Here is a 17,058-nt window from a genome sequence, read left to right on the forward strand (position 1 = left end):
AGCGGCCGAAGACGTTGGTCCCCGATCGACTCGCTTTGGGCTTAGAAGCCAATCCGGATGCCGAAGTTGTTGCCGCGGTAGTACGCACCGTTCTGCGGATAGTAGTACGGGCTGTAACCGCCATAGTAACCACCGCCGTAATAGGGCCGGTAATAGCTCCGATGATTGTGGTGGTGGTGATGATGGCCGTGGTGACCATGATGACCATGGCTGTGACCACCGTGATTGTGGCCGCCATGACCATGCCCCCCACCGTGGCCATGTCCGCCGCCGGCCATCGCCGTCGAAGTGAACACGCCGCCCAGCGAGAGGGCAGCCACAGCAACTAACGTGTAGAGAAAACTTTTCATCGCAAACTCCCTTGTGCATTGGATCTTCTTGATTTGGCTGAGCGAAGTGCTCTAGCAACGGATCGTTAATAAAGCAGCGGGTGTGCCAAATCTTCTAGGCAATACGCAAGTCCTTATATGTGAAAGGGTTGCAGTTTTAGTCATAGAGACGAGCGTGACCTAAGGTGTCACGGATGACGTCAGTTCGATGACTGTGTGTCATCGAACTGATCTCGGCGTCGAGCTAGCTGGCGCAGAACAAGCGAAACCGAGGTTCGCTAGCGCAAAAAAAAGAAGTCGCCCGCCATGTCTATTCGACACGGCTCGCGGCGACTTCCCGGTAAGGTCGTAGCTGAAACTCACAAGAGCAGCCACGAGAGCGTATTGTTCAACCAAATTGTTCGACTTGTGATTCGCGGGCGATTAGAACCGCACGCCAATGCCGACGGGGCCAACGCCTACGCCGATGCCGGGGCTGCGATAGTAACCACCGCGGTACGGAGCGCCGTAATAGCCGCCGCCGTAGTACGGTCGGCTGTAACCACGGTAGCCGCTGTAGTACGGACGGTTGTAGACGCGGTTGTTGTAGTAACGCGGGGCGTATCCGCGGTTGTAGCCGCCGTAATAACCTCCGCGATAGACCCGCACCTGAGCGTTGGCCTCTTGAGTCACCGCACCACCAAGGAACAGGGCACTAGCCGCAACGATGCTGAGCAAAATCGATTTCATGGCTCGTTCTCCGAATGAGTGTTTATTGTCTGAGTGGCAGGCTCTCAGTGTGTTCGTTGAGATCAAGCAATTGCAGGCGACGTGCCAGAGTCGCACGATCACGCGAAAACCGGCTGAAATCGCGCAAATCCGCGTCGGTTCTAAGGCTTTTGTTAGAAAAAGGGCCTATTCTCCGCTGATTTTGCCCGTCTACGGCGGAACGACCTGTTGCTTTGCGCACATCGTGAACGCAATTGATTCAGCGCAAGTTTGTCGTAGCTATCTTGAGCCGTTTGGGGCGACGGTTAGCCAAAAACGGGCCTGCGTGTTAGCCTAAGTGGCCATTCATTGACCACTTCACCTTGCCAGATTCGCCATGCCCTCCCCTGCCCCGCGTTCGCTCTTTCCGCCCGAGCCTCCTCGTCCCGCCGAGAAGTTGCTCATCGACTTCTTGCCACGCATGCAGGGACAGCGATTGCTCTGCACCACGCTGGGCCGCGCACAACTGGCGACCGCGTTCGCCGATGCTCACCCCGCCGCGAGCGTGACGTGCTGGTTTCTCGATCAATACGCGTTGCAGCAGAGCGAACTGCAAATCGGTCCGCGGCGAGACTCCTTTCAGTTGCTCTGCGCGGCCGATCCGCCCGCTGGCGAATGTGACCTTGCTTGTTTGCCCGTGCAACGTCAGGGCGAAGTCGAATTGGTGCGCGATCAGTTGCAGTTGGCTCACGACCGCCTGAAGGTCGGCGGGCAACTCGTGGCTTCGACCGATAACTCTGAAGACACCTGGCTGCACGAGCAACTCCAACCGCTCTTCAGCAAGATCTCGCGGTTTGTCGTCCCCGGTGGTCTCGTTTACTCGGCGATCAAACAAAAGCCGCTCAAGAAGCAAAAGAACTTTGCCTGTGAGTTTGCCTTTCGCGACAACGAGCGGCTGATTCACCTCCGCAGCAGGCCGAGTGTCTTCAGTCACCGCAGTCTCGATACCGGCGCTCGCGCGCTGATCGAATCGATGCCGTTGGCCATGGGCGACAACGTGCTCGATATTGGCTGCGGCAGCGGCGCGGTCGCTCTGGCCGCTGCTCTGCGCATGGAAGGTGTGAACGTCACCGCCATCGACAGCAATCCGCGGGCGGTCGAAGCCACCACGTGGGCTGCAGCGCGCAACAGTGTGCCGCAAGTCACGGCCGCTCTCGATTGCGACGGCCGAACCCTCGCCGCAGGCTCTTTCGATCTGGCTCTCGGCAATCCTCCTTACTACAGCAACTTTCGCATTCCAGAACTGTTCATTCAAATGGCCCATCGGGCGCTCAAGCCGAGCGGCAAGTTCTTGCTGGTCACCAAGATGCCCGAGTGGTACGTGAACAACCTGCCTCGCTGGTTCACTGCTGTCGAGCCTTCCGAAGCGCGGGCCTTTCACGTTTTCACGTGCAGCGGACTGGTGGAAAACGCGAAGTGATTCGCGCGCGAACGACTAACGTCGCTTGCAATCGGCACCGCCGTATCCCAACATAGCGGCACCTACCTGCGCCTCTCCTGCCACAAGGAACCGCTCATGGCTGCTGCCTCGCTTCGTCCTGCCCTGTTGCTACTGCTTGTTTGCTTTGCCTGCCCCCTGCCCCGCTCTGTTGCGCAGGAGAAAAAGGAGCCTGCGGCCAAGCTCGATACCTCGCGTGGCGATGCCATGCTCAAGGCGTACTTCGCCGCCGAGACGGCGCGCCTGCAAGCTGCTTGCCTGACACCGATTCCGGCAGCGGACCAATGGAACGAGCAAAAACCGGAACTGCGCCGCCAACTGCACGAGATGCTTGGTCTCGATCCATTGCCCGCACGAACGGACCTTCAGCCCGTCATCACGGGCAAAGTCGAACACGAAGAGTTCACCGTCGAAAAGCTGCACTTTCAATCGAGTCCCGGGCTGTATGTCACGGGCAATCTTTACGTGCCGAAGAAGATCGACAAGCCGCTGCCGGCTGTGCTCTATGTCTGCGGTCATGGCCAGGTGAAGAAGAACGGCATCGCGTACGGCTCGAAGACCCACTACCAACATCACGGCGCGTGGTTCGCCCGCAATGGCTACGTCTGCTTGACCATCGACACGCTGCAGCTCGGCGAGATCGAAGGGATTCATCACGGCACCTATCGCTATGGCCTGTGGTGGTGGCTCAATCGTGGTTACACACCGGCCGGCGTCGAAGCGTGGAACTGCATCCGCGCGCTCGATTACCTGCAGTCGCGCAAGGAAGTTGACGGCGAAAAAATGGGTGTCACCGGCCGCAGTGGTGGCGGAGCTTATAGCTGGTGGATTGCCGCGCTCGACGATCGCATTCAGTGTGCGGTGCCGACGGCCGGCATCACCGACATGCAGAACTATGTGACTGACGGTGCCGTCGAGGGGCACTGCGATTGCATGTTCATGGTCAACACCTACCAGTGGGACTATCCGCAAGTCGCCGCACTCGTGGCCCCTCGCGCCCTGCTGATTGCCAACACGGACCGCGATCCGATTTTTCCGCTCGACGGCGTCTATCGCACGTTCCTCAAGGTTCGCCCGCTCTATGCAACGCTTGGTGTGAAGGACAACGTCGGCCTCAACATCACCTTCGGTGGCCACAACGACACGCAAGATTTGCAGGTGCATGCCTTCCGCTGGTTCAACAAGCACCTGAAGGGCGTCGACGGGCAAGTGACCAAGATCACCGAAAAATTCTTCGAGCCCGAGCAACTGAAGGTTTTCGACAAGCTGCCGGAAGATGAAAGAAACACGAAGATTCACGAGACCTTTGTGCCTGCCGCGCCCGAGTATGCCGTTCCGCAGACGGCCGAAGAATGGACGAAACAAAAGACCGACTGGACGCAGTTCCTGAAGGAGAAGTCGTTTCGGGCGTGGCCAGAACTGAGCAAGCCAAACGTGAAAGAGATCTCTAGCACCGAAAAAGAAGGGATCCGCCTGACGACGTACGAGTTCATCAGCCAGGAGCACATTCCCTTGCAGCTGTTCGTGTTGCAGCGAGCCGATTTAAAGCAGCCAGAGATCAATGTGCTGAATGTGCTCGACGATCGCTCGTGGACCGAATTCATGTCGCTTCTTCGCGGTGCCTTCGCGGAAGAATTTGAATTAGAGCCGGCGGAACCCGGCGCGGACGACAATTGGCAGTCGACCAAACAGATGCTCACCAGGTTTCCCTGGGCCATGAGTTACGTTGCTCCCCGCGGCGTGGGACCGACTGCCTTCGATCAGTCCGAGAAAAAGCAGGTTCAGAATCGCCGCCGATTCTACTTGCTGGGGCAAACACTCGATGGCATGCAGACCCTCGATATTGTGTCGGCCATGCGCGCTTGCCAGTCCCTCGAGGCGCTGAAGGACTCTTCCCTGTGGCTGCAAAGCAACCGAGTCATGGGGGGCAATACCCTGTACGCTGCGATCATGCATCCGGGCGCGAAACGGATAGACCTGTACGACCTTCCCACAACGCACCGCGATGGCCCCATCTACTTGAACGTCAGTCGCAAACTGGAGATGCCGCACGCCGTGGCACTGGCTGCCGAGAAAACGCAGGTCATCTTGTACCAGGACGCCGCCGGCTTCGAGTGGCCGCAGCAATTGGCCGACAACCTTTCCTGGGGCAAGAAGCAGCTGCAGTTCCGCAAACTGCCCGCGAAGTAAGTTGCCCTTCGTCGTAACTTGCGTGCCAGGTGCGCAATGTCGTCAGGTCCATTGCAGTGTGGGGTTATCCGGCGGCGGAATCGAGCAACGGACGCAAAGCTTCGGGCTCTGGCAGTGACGTGGGGGCATCGCCAGCGAGTCCGTAAACTTCTAATCCACTTAGAATGCCGTTACTCTCGAAAACGAAGATGCCGCTGAGTGTATCGCCTTCGCCGAACACAAAGTCCGCAATGGGATGAACCCCCGGCGGAGCTTCGGGCCAGCCGTGAACCTGGAAGTGAATGCTCGCGCAACCACACGGGCATTTCCGAGGCGTGACCTCAGCTTCGGCGAGTTGCGTCAGGAACGCGGTGGCCTCCGGGCTGCCGTGTTCGAGCATCCATACGGCAAGACGCCGCTCGTGGTCGGTCAGTTGGCGGTTACCTTCGCTCATCGAGAACCTCGCCACATAACGACTATGTTAGCCTCCGTCTCGCTCTAGGATTTCGGACTCGTGGTCTTGCAAATATCGTTGAAGCGTCGGCCAACAATCGCTGTCTACGGAATACAATTCCCGATCTAACCGGGACCACTCTGCTAATACTTCATCAGTGAAACCTTCCACCATATCATTGCGATCTTTCCAGTCCTTGGGCACTTGCGAGCCAGGAAAAGCCGCGATGGCTAGTGACAAGATGCCGTGGACCTTCTGAAGCCGCAACTCCTTTAGGGCCTCTAATGTCTCATTTGCATAGGCACCGACTGGGTTCATGAAAAACTGCGAATGACCACCGTTGCCAACATCGCCTTGGTAGTTCAGAAACAAGTGGATGGTGTACTGGCATGGCAACAGCCCAAAGTAGGCGTCCGTCTCCTTGCGCCCCGGCCGCGAACTCCAAATGCTGGCGAGTTCGAAGACCGCCTCGATCGGGTCGCGGGCATAGAGCAGGTCTCGAAGATACTTGCGGTTCCAGGGCATGACCGACGGCTCTTGCTCTGACCAAGGGGCTAACCAATGTTTCACTTGCACGTAGTCGTATAAACGTAAATCGGCGAAATGGTCGTGCCAAGCGCGCAAGTGCTGAATTGCAGAATGGTTCCTGAAAAATCCCCCGCTGCTGGGTGCATGCTTGGAATGCCACCCTGGCCCGCTCCCCAAGCAATCTTGTAGTGCCCTCGTTCGGCCCTGCCGGTGCGCCTCTTTTGATGTGAAAGGCCATAGTTAGGTTCGGCGTTGCCTTTGCGGACTACCAGCCGTCTGGCGGGGGCTGCAGTCGGGTCTTGAGATAAGCGAAGTACTTGTCTGCGCCCTCGAAGATGTCGGCCCCGGCACCCATGCACGCGCGGGCCAGTTCGTCCGCCGCCTTGTCCAGGTTGCCCAGCTCGAACTGGCACTGGCCCAGCCGCAGGTGCAGGAACGGGTTGCCGATGGCGTCCGGGCAGTGCATGGCCATCGACAGGTTGTCGCGCCCGGCGGTGTAGTCCCCGCCCAGGAAGTTGGCGTCGCCGATGGCGGCCAGAACCCAGGTGGCCGCCTCCCAGTCCGTCTGCGGCTCGGGGAGCAAGTCCCACGCGGCCCAGTACTGCTGCAAGGCGGCCGGGTACTGGCCCTCCTTGGCGAGCGCGTCGCCCCTCTTGCAGAGGGCTTGGATGCGCTCGTTGGCTTGGTCCGAAAGCTCCGCCATCCGACACCCTCCGCTCGCCGAACTAATGTTTCTCTTGCGCATAATCGTGTTAACGCAAATCGGCGATTGAGTGGCATGCTTGGCATGCCACCTTGCCGGTTGTGATCTCGCTGACGGCGACAAGACGGCTCATCGCCGCGTGCAGCACCTCTACCTGCGGTGGATAGGACGGCCCAGCATCATCGTCTGCCTCGTCGGCCATCGCTGCGCCCTCCGCTACATAACGGACCGACGTTCAGTTACCGGCACCGCGCCGACTGACTTTAACTTTATCGGAATGCTTAGCGTGAGGCCGGTCGAGTGTCGTCTCGGAGTGCCGCCGGGCGCACTTCTGGGTGGCATGGGTTCTACCCATGTTCTGATGGATTTTCTCGTGGGACGTATTGTGACAGACGCGAGTGGAGCTCAAACCATTCTGAGGTACCGACGCACTGCGGTTGCTGGTGAAGACCGAGCAGGATTCTGCCGGAGTTGGCGAAGAGCCCTACCTCAGAAGACAAGGGAAGACATGGGTAGAACCCATGCCACCCAGCCGTCAAATGTGCTGATAGATGACTCGCACCCTGGTTCCAAGGATTTCCTCGAACTCCGCTTTGTGTCGATCTTCAAGCTGTCCGATGTTCGGGTTCATCGCATCGACCGCAAATCGCCCGAATCCCTGCGGCCAATCGTAGACAAGGTCGTGCAGCGTGAAACGGGCTCCACAGCATGGCGTTGAATAACTCGCGAGCTTGAATCCGTCGCCATAATCCTCTTCCATGCGATCCTGCCACCACGCGGTGGGGATCTCTGATCGGCAAGAAGGGCAGAGAACGCGCTCGAAGTTCGCGCCACAATCAAAAAACTTAATGGTCTCGGAGACCTTCGCTTCAATCTCGTCCGCGTCCGGTGCGATCTCGGCGAACCGGTCGCGGGCACGCTCGCGTTTCGCCTGTTCGGGTATCAGACGCGGGTCCTCGGGGATTAATGCAATCCAGTTGTCAGACATGTTCGCCACCGCAGAAGCACATAACGGATCAGCATTCAACGGCCAGCCGGGTGCAAAGCCGCGTTGGAATCACAAGGACCGTTCCGCGGCCGCAGTCCCGTGCAGCGACGGGTTATTCCGCCGACCGCCATCCGCCGAACTCATGATACTCGACTGCCGACTGACCGGGGCGTGACCGGAACACCAAGATCTCCCGGCAGTTCTCGGGCGTCAGCACCGCATCCTTGCCCGCTGCGTCGGATAGCAGTCGGATGAAGGCCAAAAGTGAGTCCAGCTGGCCTTGCCCTTGGACCTCGCGTGGGTCGATGTCGAATTCGATCTCATCAGGCGTGAAGAAATGGCAGTTGGCCAGGACGTCGCAGAACGTCACCGACAGCATTCGGTCCGCCTCGCCGTCCACTGGAAATGCATCCGCCGCCGTGACCGGCAATTCGCTGACGTTACCGCTGCGGCGGTACACGAACTCGTAATCCCCTTGCCGCAGCCGATCCAACACGCGCTGCCAAGCCTGAAGATCCGTATCGAAAACGTAGATGTCTCGCCAACTACCGTCGAAGGCGAACTCCGGTGCTACGGTTTCCCAAGCGAGGGTACCCACGGCGAAAGCTCCAAGGCGGAATAACGGAACATCGTTCACTGGCCGGGGCCAACAACCAGCGATGGAAGTACAGGGACCGTATTGGCCCCGGTCCAGTGCAGTGTTTGGTTAGCCCTCAAGCGGCGTAGCAAACGCCCTCGGTGCTGGATCGCGCATTGCCTTCTCGTCGTGCCACGAGATACCGGAGACCGCCGACTCGCTCTTAAGCACAGTATGCATGTCTGCCAGCAGCCGTTCAAGTTCAGCCTTGCCTGAGGAGCTGAAACGCTGCAACAACGCGAATGAGCCGTGGTGAAAGTGCGCGAGCCAAGAACCCTCAGTATCCCCCACGCTCAGGCCAATCCAGAACTTTCTCTGATTGCGGCGAGCAAAGAACACGACGCCCCAATCTTCTTGGCAGAGGTCCTCGTCAAGTTCCAAGCCCGGAACACGCCTCAGCAGCGCGGCGAACCACTGGGCACCGCGCACAGCCAGAATGCCGCCACCGTCCTCTTGGTCACCGACAAACTCGGCCGGATGACGGAATGTAACGTTGGTGCGCATCTCTTGAGGGCTAACTAATGTTTCACTTGCATGTAATCGTGTTAACGTAAATCGGCGGTTGGGATCATGGAAAATATTATTACGATGTGTTGACTTAGTGTCAAGCACATTTTAATATTTTGCTGACTGACCGGCGGTGTTTAGCAGGTAGGTTAACCGGTAGGCAACTGCGATCCGGCGAGCAACGGTTCGCGCTGGCGAGGGTAGGGTCTGGTCGTTGGGCGGATATCGAAGTTGAGCGATGGTTGATGTGCAGGGAGATGGTCAGGTACGGAGTACCTGGACCTACGGGAGGAAGAGAGTGACCCACCCGGTTAGGGCCTGTTCAGGCAGCGGAGTGAACAGGGACGAGCGTGGTTATCAAACGGTTATCGGGAAAAGGCTGATTCGGGGGTGTTTGTGAGCGGAAGCCATTGAAGCGGAGAAGGTTAGGGAGACGGTTCAGATTGAGATTATCGCGCAAAAAGTTATCAAACAGGTTGTCGGCGAAGCTGAACGAGGACTGTTCAGCAGAGATTTGCACGGAGGGAGCGGGACGATCGACGGAGACTGGGCAGAGCAGTCGTAGTCCGACCAACGAGAATTGTCGGGGGGCCTTTCCTTGGTTAACCGAGCCGCTCGCGGCCGTTGAGCTGCCAGTTGGGTCTGTTCACAGTTCGCCCGCGCAAGCGCGTGGGTTAACCAAAGAGGGAAGCCAGATTCGGTAGACGGGCAAGATTCGGCAAACCAGGAGGTCTGCCGCCACGGGGAAGCACGGAAAGACTGGCACACCCGGTTAGGGACTGTTCAGGCAGGAGTGAACAGGGGTGAAAGTGGTTATCACCATTTCCTCGGAATGGGCAGTTGGGTTGGCTTAAGTTGCGTTGCGGCTGGAGGTTCGGGAAAACAGCTATCGCGCAGAAACGACTCAAAAGGTTATCAAAATTGGTTATCACAGATTTGATTACGCCATGGCTTGTTCCTGGAAAACTTGGTTGAACCGTAGAGGGAGAGTGGGGCGAGTCGACGTAAGTCGAAAGGGGTGAAAAGCGTGGGTGTTCACAAACCGGTAGGGTTTGCCAGCACGAATTAGCGCCGCACCCGAGAGATATTGCAGATGGCGTTCGCAAGCCGGGTCGGTTTGTGAACAAAGTTTTTCCGGCGAGAGGGCTGAGTTGAAGAGTTACGGCGATAGTAGGCCAGCAACCAGCGGAACGCCGCGACGATCCGGCAGTCGCTTAGCGAACTGGTAGCGCAAAAGCCAATGAACCACCGCCGCAGGGGCGGTGGCGTGTTAGGAGGCGGGGCCTGCTTTGCAGTTGGGTTACAGGTAGTGCAAAAGCCAATGAACCACCGCCGCAGGGGCGGTGGCGTGGTAGGAGGCGGGGCCTGCTTTGCAGTTGGGGCACAGGTAGTGCAAAAGCCAATGAACCACCGCCGCAGGGGCGGTGGCGTGAGAAGTGGGCGAAGCTTAGAGGAGGGTTGAGGGGCGCTCGGTGGCTTCGACTTCGGCGCGTGCTTGGGGGCGGGTGCGGAGCATGCCGAGCAGTGGGCGGAAGTAGCTGTTGTAGGTATTCATCAGCGGCACGGGGAGGCGAATCGCGGTGGGGGCCGGCACATCGGGGAGCAGCCATTCGCCGCCGATCAACTTGCCGCTGGAGGTCATGAGTTTCTGAACGGCTTCGATCTGTACGAGATGATCTCCCCGCCAGAGCACCTGCGGCTGAGCAGCGGCGGAGAAGAGCAACAGACGTTCGCCGGTGCCCAGCAGCCACAGGTCGGCTGCTTTGGTGTTGAGCGGGGGATCGCCTTCGGGCCAATCGAGGCTGACCGGATGAAAAACATAGAATCGCGACGAGTCACCGGTCAGCAGATCGAGCACCGCGCGCATCACGCGAGCGGGAACCTTTTTGAGTGGTGCCTCGGGATGGAGTCGCTCGGCGAAGTAAGCCTGGCGATGCTTGGTGAGCAAAGCTTCGAGAATTTTGGCGTCCTTGCGCAGGTACGCGGCGACCGCATAGAGCGAGTCTTCGCGGGTGGGATCGTGCGGCGGGACGCGGGCATCGAGCGAGGTCAAATCGTCGAGATACAAGCCAACCAGGTCGCTATCGGGATCGAGATCGGGATGTTCGAAAAAGTAAGGAGGGTTCTCGAGAAGTTGCGCGAGGAAGGGTTCGCGTTGCTCTTCGGGCAACTGGGCAAAGATGCGTGTCGAAGTTAGTAGTGCGGGAAGTTCATCGGGTTCGCGCTCCTTTTCACCGACGAGAAAACTCGCCAGGGAACGGAGGGCGTCGGTCACCTGCTCGCGCACGCTCATGAGGGCGGGCTTGAGGCCGACCGTGAGTTTGACTTGCAGGCGTTCTTCAACTCCGAGCTTCCACTTCGAAACACGATCGGCACTGCGGCCATGCAAATACATGTCGAGGAACTTTTCGAGTCGGGTGGCAATCGCATGACGTTCTTCGCTGAGCAGGCAATCCATCGCGTGGTACCGCTCGGGCTGGGCGCTTTGGTGGGCGGCCAGGCAGCGGTACAAAAAGATGCGGTCGTACTCGCAGCGGAATTGCAACGCGCCGATTTCCTTCAGCGCGGCCGAGAGTCCTTCGCGGGAGAGAGGAAACGCGGTGATGAGTTCGGTGAGCTCGGCACCGTAGATCCAGTTGGCATCGCGATGGCGGAAGTCGCCGCCGTAAATGGCCGCCACTTCGCAACCAATCACGCGCACGACACTCGCGAGCAGCGCAAGCGCCTGGCGATTGATCACTTGCTGGGCGATGACGTTGGCACCTTGCCGGCCGATGGAGCCGAGAAACCACCAAGCGCCGAGAGCCAGCGGATTGGCACCCATGGCAAAGCGACTGATGTAGTAGGCCGTGTTGACGTAGGGCCAATAAGGTTCGGTCTTGCGGTAGAGGCGATAGGCTTCGACCGCGCGGCGCACGTATTGATAGAGCGCGGCGAGGTTGTAGTCCTTCACCGACATGGGCAACTCGTTCAGCACGAGCAGAATGTTGAGTGCTCCGCGACTCGAGGCTCGGACGATCTGATCGAGGCTGACTTCGAGCAGTGGTTGTTCGGCATCGGGCTGATAGAGACGCGCGACCTTGAGCACGAGTTGATGGGCATCGTCGCGCACGAGAATCGGCTGGAACTCTCCCTCGATGACATACTTGTTGGTCGTGATGTTGTCGTACAGAACCTGCGTCTCTTGCTTGAGCAGTTCCATCAACTGGCGATCTTTGCGAGCGAGTTCCGACAGGTTGCCTGCCGGCGCGGGGCCCGCTGCCAGGTTCAGCGGTTCCGGAAACTCCATCCATTCATGAAACGTCAGCAAGCGGCGAGCCAAGGCTTGTTCGCGGGTATCGAGCTGCTTGGCTTGCTGTTCCAGTTGCTTTTGCAGTTGGACTTCTTGCTCGGCCAGATCTGCCTTTTGGCGAGCAATGAGGGCTTCTTCTTCCGCAATGTTCGCGCGAAGTCGTTCGAGTTCCAGTTCGTCGGCCGTCAACTGGCGACGAAGCCAAAACGCGGAGCCAGCGATGGCTGCGACACCGATGTAGATCGCCAGCTGCCACCAACCCAGCAGGTTTCGCGCAGCGATGGTCGCGATCACGATCGCCACCGAGCCGGTGGCCACGAGAATCAGCGGAGTCCATTGCCAGCGGAATTTGATCATACGGAACAGAGCGGGTTCAGTGGGAGATTGCCAATGTGAATCATTCTAACGGCTTTTGCCTGCAAGTTTTGAGCCGGGCAACCGGTTGCAGGTCGGGACCGATTAACTCGCCGGGTTCCAGGTCATGATCGTAATGGGCTCGCCGCGGTAGATCGCATTTTCCAGATGCTGCCAACCCAAGCTGGCATAAAAGCGTTCATGGTGGAAGGTAAACAAGTAGAGCTTGGTCACGTGCTGTGCTTTCGCCTCAGCCATGACCCGCTGCACGAGCTGGCGGCCGATACCCCGCGCCCGGTGCTGCGGCGCGACGAAGACGCTGGCCAGCCAGGGAGTGTATTCGGGGCGAAGGTCGAGATCTTGCTCGACGAGTGCGGCCGAGCCGAGGAGCTCCGCACCTTCGACGGCCACGAAGGTGGTAGGAATGGCATGCTGCTGCAGGTGCTGTTGCAGCTTGATGCTGCGGGCGGCAACATCGTTGGTGGGGTTCAGTTTTCCCCACTCGCCAAAGTGCCAGGCAGCGAGTCGCGGGATGGAGTGTGGTCGCGCGGCGAGGGGAAGGATTTGGAGCATGGCGTCTATCGTAACAATTCCCGCGAAGCGCTGATTCTCTGGCATCTGACTTCTGATCTCCGACCTCTGCAAGCGAGCCGTTAGTGCAAAAGCCAATGAACCCCCGCCGCAGGGGCGGGGGCGTTTATTTGTATCGCTGGCTCCTGGCCTCTTCGCTCCCAAGAAATAAGAACGGCCTGTTCAAACTCGAAAGCTTGAACAGGCCGTTTCTCGTTGTCAGAGCCTCTAACCAACTAGCTTAGCGAACCAAGCTGGTGCTGGCGTGAACGACTCGACGGGGAGCGGGAATGTAGGCCGAAGGATCGACCACTGGGGCTGGTGGCATCGGCGAAGCGTCGATAGCACCTTCGTTGCCACAAGCTGGCTGAGGACCTGCACAGGTCGGAGCAGGAGCTGGGCCGGCACAGGTCGGCTGAGGAGCCGGGGCTGGAGCGGCACAGGTCGGAGCAGGAGCTGGGGCAGGAGCAGCACAGGTCGGAGCAGGAGCACCGCAGCTAGGAGCAGCAGCACCGCAGCTAGGAGCAGCGGCACCACAAGTCGGAGCAGCAGCACCGCAGCCGGTCGAGCAACCACTCTTGCAGCATCCACCGATCAAGCAACCACCACGGCACTTCTTGGTGCAGCAGAAGATGCGGTCGAGGAGACCGGTCTTGCAGCAGCTGTTGCAGCTACCGCAAGCAGGTGCACCGCAGCTAGGAGCAGCGGCACAAGTCGGAGCAGCAGCACCACAAGCAGGAGCCGAGCAGCCAGTGCTGCAAGGCGAGCAGCACTTGCGGCCATGGTGACGGTGACCGCAGCTGTTGCAGCTGTTGCAGGCCGGAGCACCGCAGCTAGGAGCAGCGGCACAGGTCGGCTGAGCAGCAGCACAAGTTGGAGCAGCAGCACCGCAAGTCGGAGCTGGAGCTCCGCAAGTCGGGGCAGGCATACCACAGCTAGGAGCAGCAGCACCGCAAGAAGGGGCGGCAGTCGCACAGGTGTTGCAAGAGTTGCAAGCAGGCTTGCAGCACTTGACTTTCACGCATTTGACTTTGCAGCAGTTCGTTTCGCAGCAGCTGCTTTGGCAACCGCAACCACTCGAACCAAGCATCCGGTCCAGCAGTTCGAAGCCGAAGCTCTGGCTGCAAGTTGCCAAACCGAGAACGATCGTACTGAGAATAATGTTCCACTTCATCGAAAGACGTCTCCTTAACGATGGAACCAATCAACCTGGCGCAGCTACCGGCACCGTCCGACACGTGGCTTAGGGCGGCCGCGCTAGAGGCACGCGTGCCATGTCACGGTGGGCAGCATCTCGCGGGCAATCCGATTGCCGGCGAGATCTTGGAATGTGTGCGGTGGGTTTTGCCAGTGTGCGGGCGAGGTGGGCATTGAGCCCGCACATTTGTGGTGGGATTCACCAAACCGGTCGAGTCGTCCTGTGACCCGAAAAAGTCCGCTCCGGCTTCACTGGTCCTCCGTAGTGCCCGTTAGGAGCAGTACGAATGACTGTGACACGAATCCTATCGTCGCGGCTGACTGTGCCTCTTGAACGCACGCAACCAATTTTCAGCTATTGGGTTAGAGCAACGCTCGGGCAAACTTTGACGCCCTCAGAAGATGTTCCGAACGTGCCGCTTAACCGCCCCCATTGCAGGCCCATTCACCGGCCAGGTTCTCCCTGCCCGCAAGGTCGACGCTGGCAGACCAATGCTGCGCGCCGGCTCTCATTCGCTAATCGTTAAAGTCGCTGCGGGAAGTCGCAGGCAGCGGGATGGGAGACGAGAGTGGAGAGGCGAGAGCCTGGGCTCGGATCATGACGAATCAAAACTAAGCGACGTTCGCCGATGCTTCCAACTCATTCAAAATCAGCCGCAACGCTGCCACGCACATGTCCGTGGGCAAGCTAGGGACATCATGACGCTCGTGGAGCGTCTGGGCCGGGGTGAGGGGCAAGTGAATGAAGGCGGACTGTGTCTTGAGCTTTTGCTCGGCGGCAAAGTGCAGGCCCAGATAGAGGATCGCGTTGCACAGATACGTTCCCGCGTGATACGAGACCTGCACGGGAATGCCAGCATCGCGAATCTTGACAGACCATTGCCCTAGCGGCAGCGAGGTTCGATAGGCGGCGGGGCCGCTGGGAATCAAGGGCTGAAAATCATCGGGCGATTGCTGGGAGTGCCCGGCGACATTGATGCCCACTGCTTCCAGGTGGATGCGCGACGAGCCGGGAGCTTGCCCCAGGTGCAGTACATAGTCGTAATCGCCGGCCAGGTCGTCGGCCAACTTGGCGCGGGTCTTCTCGAAGTCGACCGGATAACGGCGCGTGACGATCTTCGGCCGTTCGGGCAACTCGCGCGTGAGCGCGACGAGCGCATCCCAACTCGCATTGGTTCCCCAGCGGTCGTAGGGCTCGAAGGCAGTGATCAGCACGGTTTTCATAAACCGACTATAGCTGGAATTTCGCAGAAAGTGACCTACGACGGAACCAATTCCGCCGCGGGGAGTTCTTCATCGCCGATTGAGTAATTTGCAAACTGCAGGCTGTAGTGCTGCTGGAACCAATCGCGAATGTGTGGGATGCGGCCGGCATCGTAGGCGGGCGCGACGTGAATCGTCTTGCCCAAGGGCGTGGCCCGTAGTTCGCCATCGTCGATGAGCACTTCGCCGGCCTTCAAAACATAGCGGGGCATTTCGAACATCCGCTGCTTGTCGTCGTTCGGCGAATAGAGGGTGACGTCGGCATCAGCACCGACGCCAAGCTGCCCCTTGTGCCTAAGGCCCAGCATCCGGGCGGGACCAGCTCGCGTGATGATGCAGATTTCGAACAGTGTGTATTCGCGAGTCAGGTCGCCGAGCTGCGATCGCGCGCGGACTTCGGGATGGCACCGCGCAAGCGTTTCTTCACGAAAGCTGCGATCCATGAGGAGGCGGATGATTTGTGGATACGCCAGAAAACTGCCCCCGTTGGGATGATCGGTGCTCATGGCCACGCGCCAGGGATCATTGACGAGCAAGTACCATTCGAGACCAATGGCCCACTGCAGCCCGCTGACGAGGCTCTTGTTGCGGTACTTCATCGGCGAGACACCGCAGCCCGACTCCATCTCGGTGTCGTTGCTGTACCACTTCTGCTGGCCGATCTTGGCGAGGTAATAACCCAGCGGACCATCGCCGGTCATGCTCGTCGTTTCGCCAAACAACACCTGCCCCACATCGACTGTGATGTTTGGGTTGGCGTTTACAAAGTCGGCCAGTTGAGCCACTTTGCTATTGAATGTGTTCTCGTCCCCCTCACCGCCGCCGTAACTGTGAAATTGAATGTGCGTCAGGTGACCACGAAACCCTTCGAGGGCCCGCATGGTTTCCAGCGTCGTTTGCCAGTTGCCCGGCATGCCCAATTGATTGCAATGGATGTGAGCCGGATGAGGCAGGTTTAGCTCGTTCGCCGCACGGACGATCTCGCGCACGATCTGCCGCGGCGTTACATCAAAGTGCCCAATTTTTTCGTCGAGGCCCGAGACATTTCCGCTCGGAAGCTGCTTCCAAACTTCAACACCGCCGGGGTTCACAATTTTCGGAGCGAAGCCTTTTGTAGCGCCCAGCAGCCAGGCCAGAAAATGCTTCACGCGCTCGGGTTCGTTGTCGCGGATGGCGCTCAGTATGTAGTGGTTGTTGCCGGTGAGGACGAAAAAGCCCTTGTCGAGGCAAGGCGTATCGGCAAATTCATCGTGCGTGTGCCGCGCGAGGAGCGGCGTCACGGCGGCATCGAAGGCAGTCGTGTAACCCATGCCGAGATACTTGTAGCCCGTGGCAAACGTGCTGGGCACGCTCCCCATGGTGCCGCTTCGTGTGGTCGCGGTTCGTTCGACGATTTCCGCTTGCCGTTTCTCGGCAGCACGAAGCTTGCGACCGGCATTCACTTTGCCGCCGGCAATGTGGCAATGCATATCGACGCCGCCCGGCATCACTACCAAGCCACGGGCATCGAGTGTGCGTGCGGGTCGAACAAGCGGATCGGTCGGTGCGGCCACGATCTTGCCGGCGTGAATCCAGATGTCGCGCACCTGGCCATCGATGCCATTTGCGGGATCGTAGACGGTGCCGCCGGAGATGAGGAGATAGTCGTGGTTCATCCGTATTACTTCGCACTCAGCCCCTTCTGGTGATTGCGACGGTCCATGTAGTAGGAAGCGCCCAGGTTGAGCAGGATCAGCACCGTTGCGCCGGAAATGAGCATGTAGTCGCGTTGTACCCAGACGCGATCGGGGGTGCGCAGCATCAGCGCAACGCCGAGGATAACGATCAGCGTGGCGCCGATCGCGGCCCGTCGCAGGTTGGTGTATTTCATGAGGCAGGCTTT

The 17,058-nt window shown here is 59.1% G+C and carries 17 protein-coding genes; 3 read left to right on the top strand and 14 right to left on the bottom strand.

Going from position 1 to position 17,058, the window contains the following annotated elements:
* Positions 1-41: 41 nt before the first annotated feature.
* Together NA78x_RS10600 and NA78x_RS10605 are read right to left on the bottom strand one after the other, a co-directional pair.
* Complete coding sequence (locus tag NA78x_RS10600) at positions 42-350, bottom strand: hypothetical protein (RefSeq protein ID WP_425618415.1); 309 nt, start codon at positions 348-350, stop codon at positions 42-44.
* A gap of 402 nt (positions 351-752) precedes the next feature.
* Positions 753-1,058 carry a hypothetical protein gene (locus tag NA78x_RS10605; RefSeq protein WP_425618416.1) on the bottom strand — a complete coding sequence of 102 codons (306 nt, stop codon included), beginning with the start codon at positions 1,056-1,058 and terminating at the stop codon, positions 753-755.
* Between NA78x_RS10605 and NA78x_RS10610 the strand changes: the two genes are divergently transcribed.
* The 3 genes from NA78x_RS10610 to NA78x_RS10620 all read left to right on the top strand — a co-directional run bounded on the left by NA78x_RS10610 (position 1,057) and on the right by NA78x_RS10620 (position 4,704).
* Positions 1,057-1,374 carry a hypothetical protein gene (locus tag NA78x_RS10610; protein ID WP_425618417.1) on the top strand — a complete coding sequence of 106 codons (318 nt, stop codon included), beginning with the start codon at positions 1,057-1,059 and terminating at the stop codon, positions 1,372-1,374. The two genes, NA78x_RS10605 and NA78x_RS10610, sit on opposite strands and share 2 nt — an antisense overlap.
* Before the next feature lie 39 nt (positions 1,375-1,413).
* Complete coding sequence (locus tag NA78x_RS10615) at positions 1,414-2,496, top strand: class I SAM-dependent methyltransferase (protein WP_425618418.1); 1,083 nt, start codon at positions 1,414-1,416, stop codon at positions 2,494-2,496.
* 96 nt (positions 2,497-2,592) lie between these two features.
* Positions 2,593-4,704, top strand: coding sequence for an alpha/beta hydrolase family protein (locus NA78x_RS10620; protein ID WP_425618419.1), 2,112 nt, complete (start codon positions 2,593-2,595; stop codon positions 4,702-4,704).
* Positions 4,705-4,768: 64 nt separating this feature from the next.
* Here the strand turns inward: NA78x_RS10620 and NA78x_RS10625 are convergent, their stop codons facing one another.
* The 12 genes from NA78x_RS10625 to NA78x_RS10680 all read right to left on the bottom strand — a co-directional run bounded on the left by NA78x_RS10625 (position 4,769) and on the right by NA78x_RS10680 (position 17,046).
* Complete coding sequence (locus NA78x_RS10625; protein ID WP_425618420.1) at positions 4,769-5,137, bottom strand: hypothetical protein; 369 nt, start codon at positions 5,135-5,137, stop codon at positions 4,769-4,771.
* 27 nt (positions 5,138-5,164) lie between these two features.
* A complete protein-coding gene (locus NA78x_RS10630; RefSeq protein ID WP_425618421.1) occupies positions 5,165-5,662 on the bottom strand; it encodes a DMP19 family protein in 498 nt (165 codons plus the stop codon).
* Between the two features lie 268 nt (positions 5,663-5,930).
* Complete coding sequence (locus tag NA78x_RS10635) at positions 5,931-6,368, bottom strand: tetratricopeptide repeat protein (RefSeq protein WP_425618422.1); 438 nt, start codon at positions 6,366-6,368, stop codon at positions 5,931-5,933.
* Between the two features lie 49 nt (positions 6,369-6,417).
* Complete coding sequence (locus tag NA78x_RS10640) at positions 6,418-6,570, bottom strand: hypothetical protein (protein ID WP_425618423.1); 153 nt, start codon at positions 6,568-6,570, stop codon at positions 6,418-6,420.
* A gap of 333 nt (positions 6,571-6,903) precedes the next feature.
* On the bottom strand, positions 6,904-7,356 hold the full coding sequence (locus NA78x_RS10645) for a hypothetical protein (RefSeq protein WP_425618424.1): 453 nt from the start codon (positions 7,354-7,356) through the stop codon (positions 6,904-6,906).
* A 112-nt stretch (positions 7,357-7,468) separates the two neighbouring features.
* The gene (locus NA78x_RS10650) at positions 7,469-7,954 is read right to left on the bottom strand and encodes a hypothetical protein (protein WP_425618425.1); all 486 of its coding nucleotides are present in this window, start codon (positions 7,952-7,954) and stop codon (positions 7,469-7,471) included.
* A gap of 108 nt (positions 7,955-8,062) precedes the next feature.
* Entirely contained in the window at positions 8,063-8,497 is a 435-nt protein-coding gene (locus NA78x_RS10655) for a hypothetical protein (protein ID WP_425618426.1), read from the bottom strand.
* A gap of 1,450 nt (positions 8,498-9,947) precedes the next feature.
* Positions 9,948-12,149: a hypothetical protein gene (locus NA78x_RS10660; protein ID WP_425618427.1), complete on the bottom strand. Its 2,202-nt coding sequence runs from the start codon at positions 12,147-12,149 to the stop codon at positions 9,948-9,950.
* Between the two features lie 102 nt (positions 12,150-12,251).
* Complete coding sequence (locus NA78x_RS10665) at positions 12,252-12,719, bottom strand: GNAT family N-acetyltransferase (protein ID WP_425618428.1); 468 nt, start codon at positions 12,717-12,719, stop codon at positions 12,252-12,254.
* A gap of 1,806 nt (positions 12,720-14,525) precedes the next feature.
* On the bottom strand, positions 14,526-15,137 hold the full coding sequence (locus NA78x_RS10670; RefSeq protein WP_425618429.1) for a pyroglutamyl-peptidase I: 612 nt from the start codon (positions 15,135-15,137) through the stop codon (positions 14,526-14,528).
* A gap of 35 nt (positions 15,138-15,172) precedes the next feature.
* Positions 15,173-16,831, bottom strand: coding sequence for a formylmethanofuran dehydrogenase subunit A (locus tag NA78x_RS10675; protein WP_425618430.1), 1,659 nt, complete (start codon positions 16,829-16,831; stop codon positions 15,173-15,175).
* A 5-nt stretch (positions 16,832-16,836) separates the two neighbouring features.
* Positions 16,837-17,046, bottom strand: a complete 210-nt coding sequence (locus tag NA78x_RS10680; RefSeq protein ID WP_425618431.1) for a hypothetical protein — start codon at positions 17,044-17,046, stop codon at positions 16,837-16,839.
* Positions 17,047-17,058: the final 12 nt, after the last annotated feature.

Origin of the sequence: Anatilimnocola aquadivae (assembly GCF_049819085.1) — a bacterium.
GTDB lineage: Bacteria > Planctomycetota > Planctomycetia > Pirellulales > Pirellulaceae > Anatilimnocola.

Bases quoted from the DNA above. Each gene is read 5' to 3' on its own strand.
- NA78x_RS10600 (WP_425618415.1), bottom strand. From the start codon at position 350: ATGAAAAGTTTTCTCTACACGTTAGTTGCTGTGGCTGCCCTCTCGCTG.
- NA78x_RS10610 (WP_425618417.1), top strand. From the start codon at position 1,057: ATGGCTCGTTCTCCGAATGAGTGTTTATTGTCTGAGTGGCAGGCTCTC.
- NA78x_RS10605 (WP_425618416.1), bottom strand. From the start codon at position 1,058: ATGAAATCGATTTTGCTCAGCATCGTTGCGGCTAGTGCCCTGTTCCTT.
- NA78x_RS10615 (WP_425618418.1), top strand. From the start codon at position 1,414: ATGCCCTCCCCTGCCCCGCGTTCGCTCTTTCCGCCCGAGCCTCCTCGT.
- NA78x_RS10620 (WP_425618419.1), top strand. From the start codon at position 2,593: ATGGCTGCTGCCTCGCTTCGTCCTGCCCTGTTGCTACTGCTTGTTTGC.
- NA78x_RS10625 (WP_425618420.1), bottom strand. From the start codon at position 5,137: ATGAGCGAAGGTAACCGCCAACTGACCGACCACGAGCGGCGTCTTGCC.
- NA78x_RS10630 (WP_425618421.1), bottom strand. From the start codon at position 5,662: ATGCCCTGGAACCGCAAGTATCTTCGAGACCTGCTCTATGCCCGCGAC.
- NA78x_RS10635 (WP_425618422.1), bottom strand. From the start codon at position 6,368: ATGGCGGAGCTTTCGGACCAAGCCAACGAGCGCATCCAAGCCCTCTGC.
- NA78x_RS10640 (WP_425618423.1), bottom strand. From the start codon at position 6,570: ATGGCCGACGAGGCAGACGATGATGCTGGGCCGTCCTATCCACCGCAG.
- NA78x_RS10645 (WP_425618424.1), bottom strand. From the start codon at position 7,356: ATGTCTGACAACTGGATTGCATTAATCCCCGAGGACCCGCGTCTGATA.
- NA78x_RS10655 (WP_425618426.1), bottom strand. From the start codon at position 8,497: ATGCGCACCAACGTTACATTCCGTCATCCGGCCGAGTTTGTCGGTGAC.
- NA78x_RS10660 (WP_425618427.1), bottom strand. From the start codon at position 12,149: ATGATCAAATTCCGCTGGCAATGGACTCCGCTGATTCTCGTGGCCACC.
- NA78x_RS10665 (WP_425618428.1), bottom strand. From the start codon at position 12,719: ATGCTCCAAATCCTTCCCCTCGCCGCGCGACCACACTCCATCCCGCGA.
- NA78x_RS10670 (WP_425618429.1), bottom strand. From the start codon at position 15,137: ATGAAAACCGTGCTGATCACTGCCTTCGAGCCCTACGACCGCTGGGGA.
- NA78x_RS10675 (WP_425618430.1), bottom strand. From the start codon at position 16,831: ATGAACCACGACTATCTCCTCATCTCCGGCGGCACCGTCTACGATCCC.
- NA78x_RS10680 (WP_425618431.1), bottom strand. From the start codon at position 17,046: ATGAAATACACCAACCTGCGACGGGCCGCGATCGGCGCCACGCTGATC.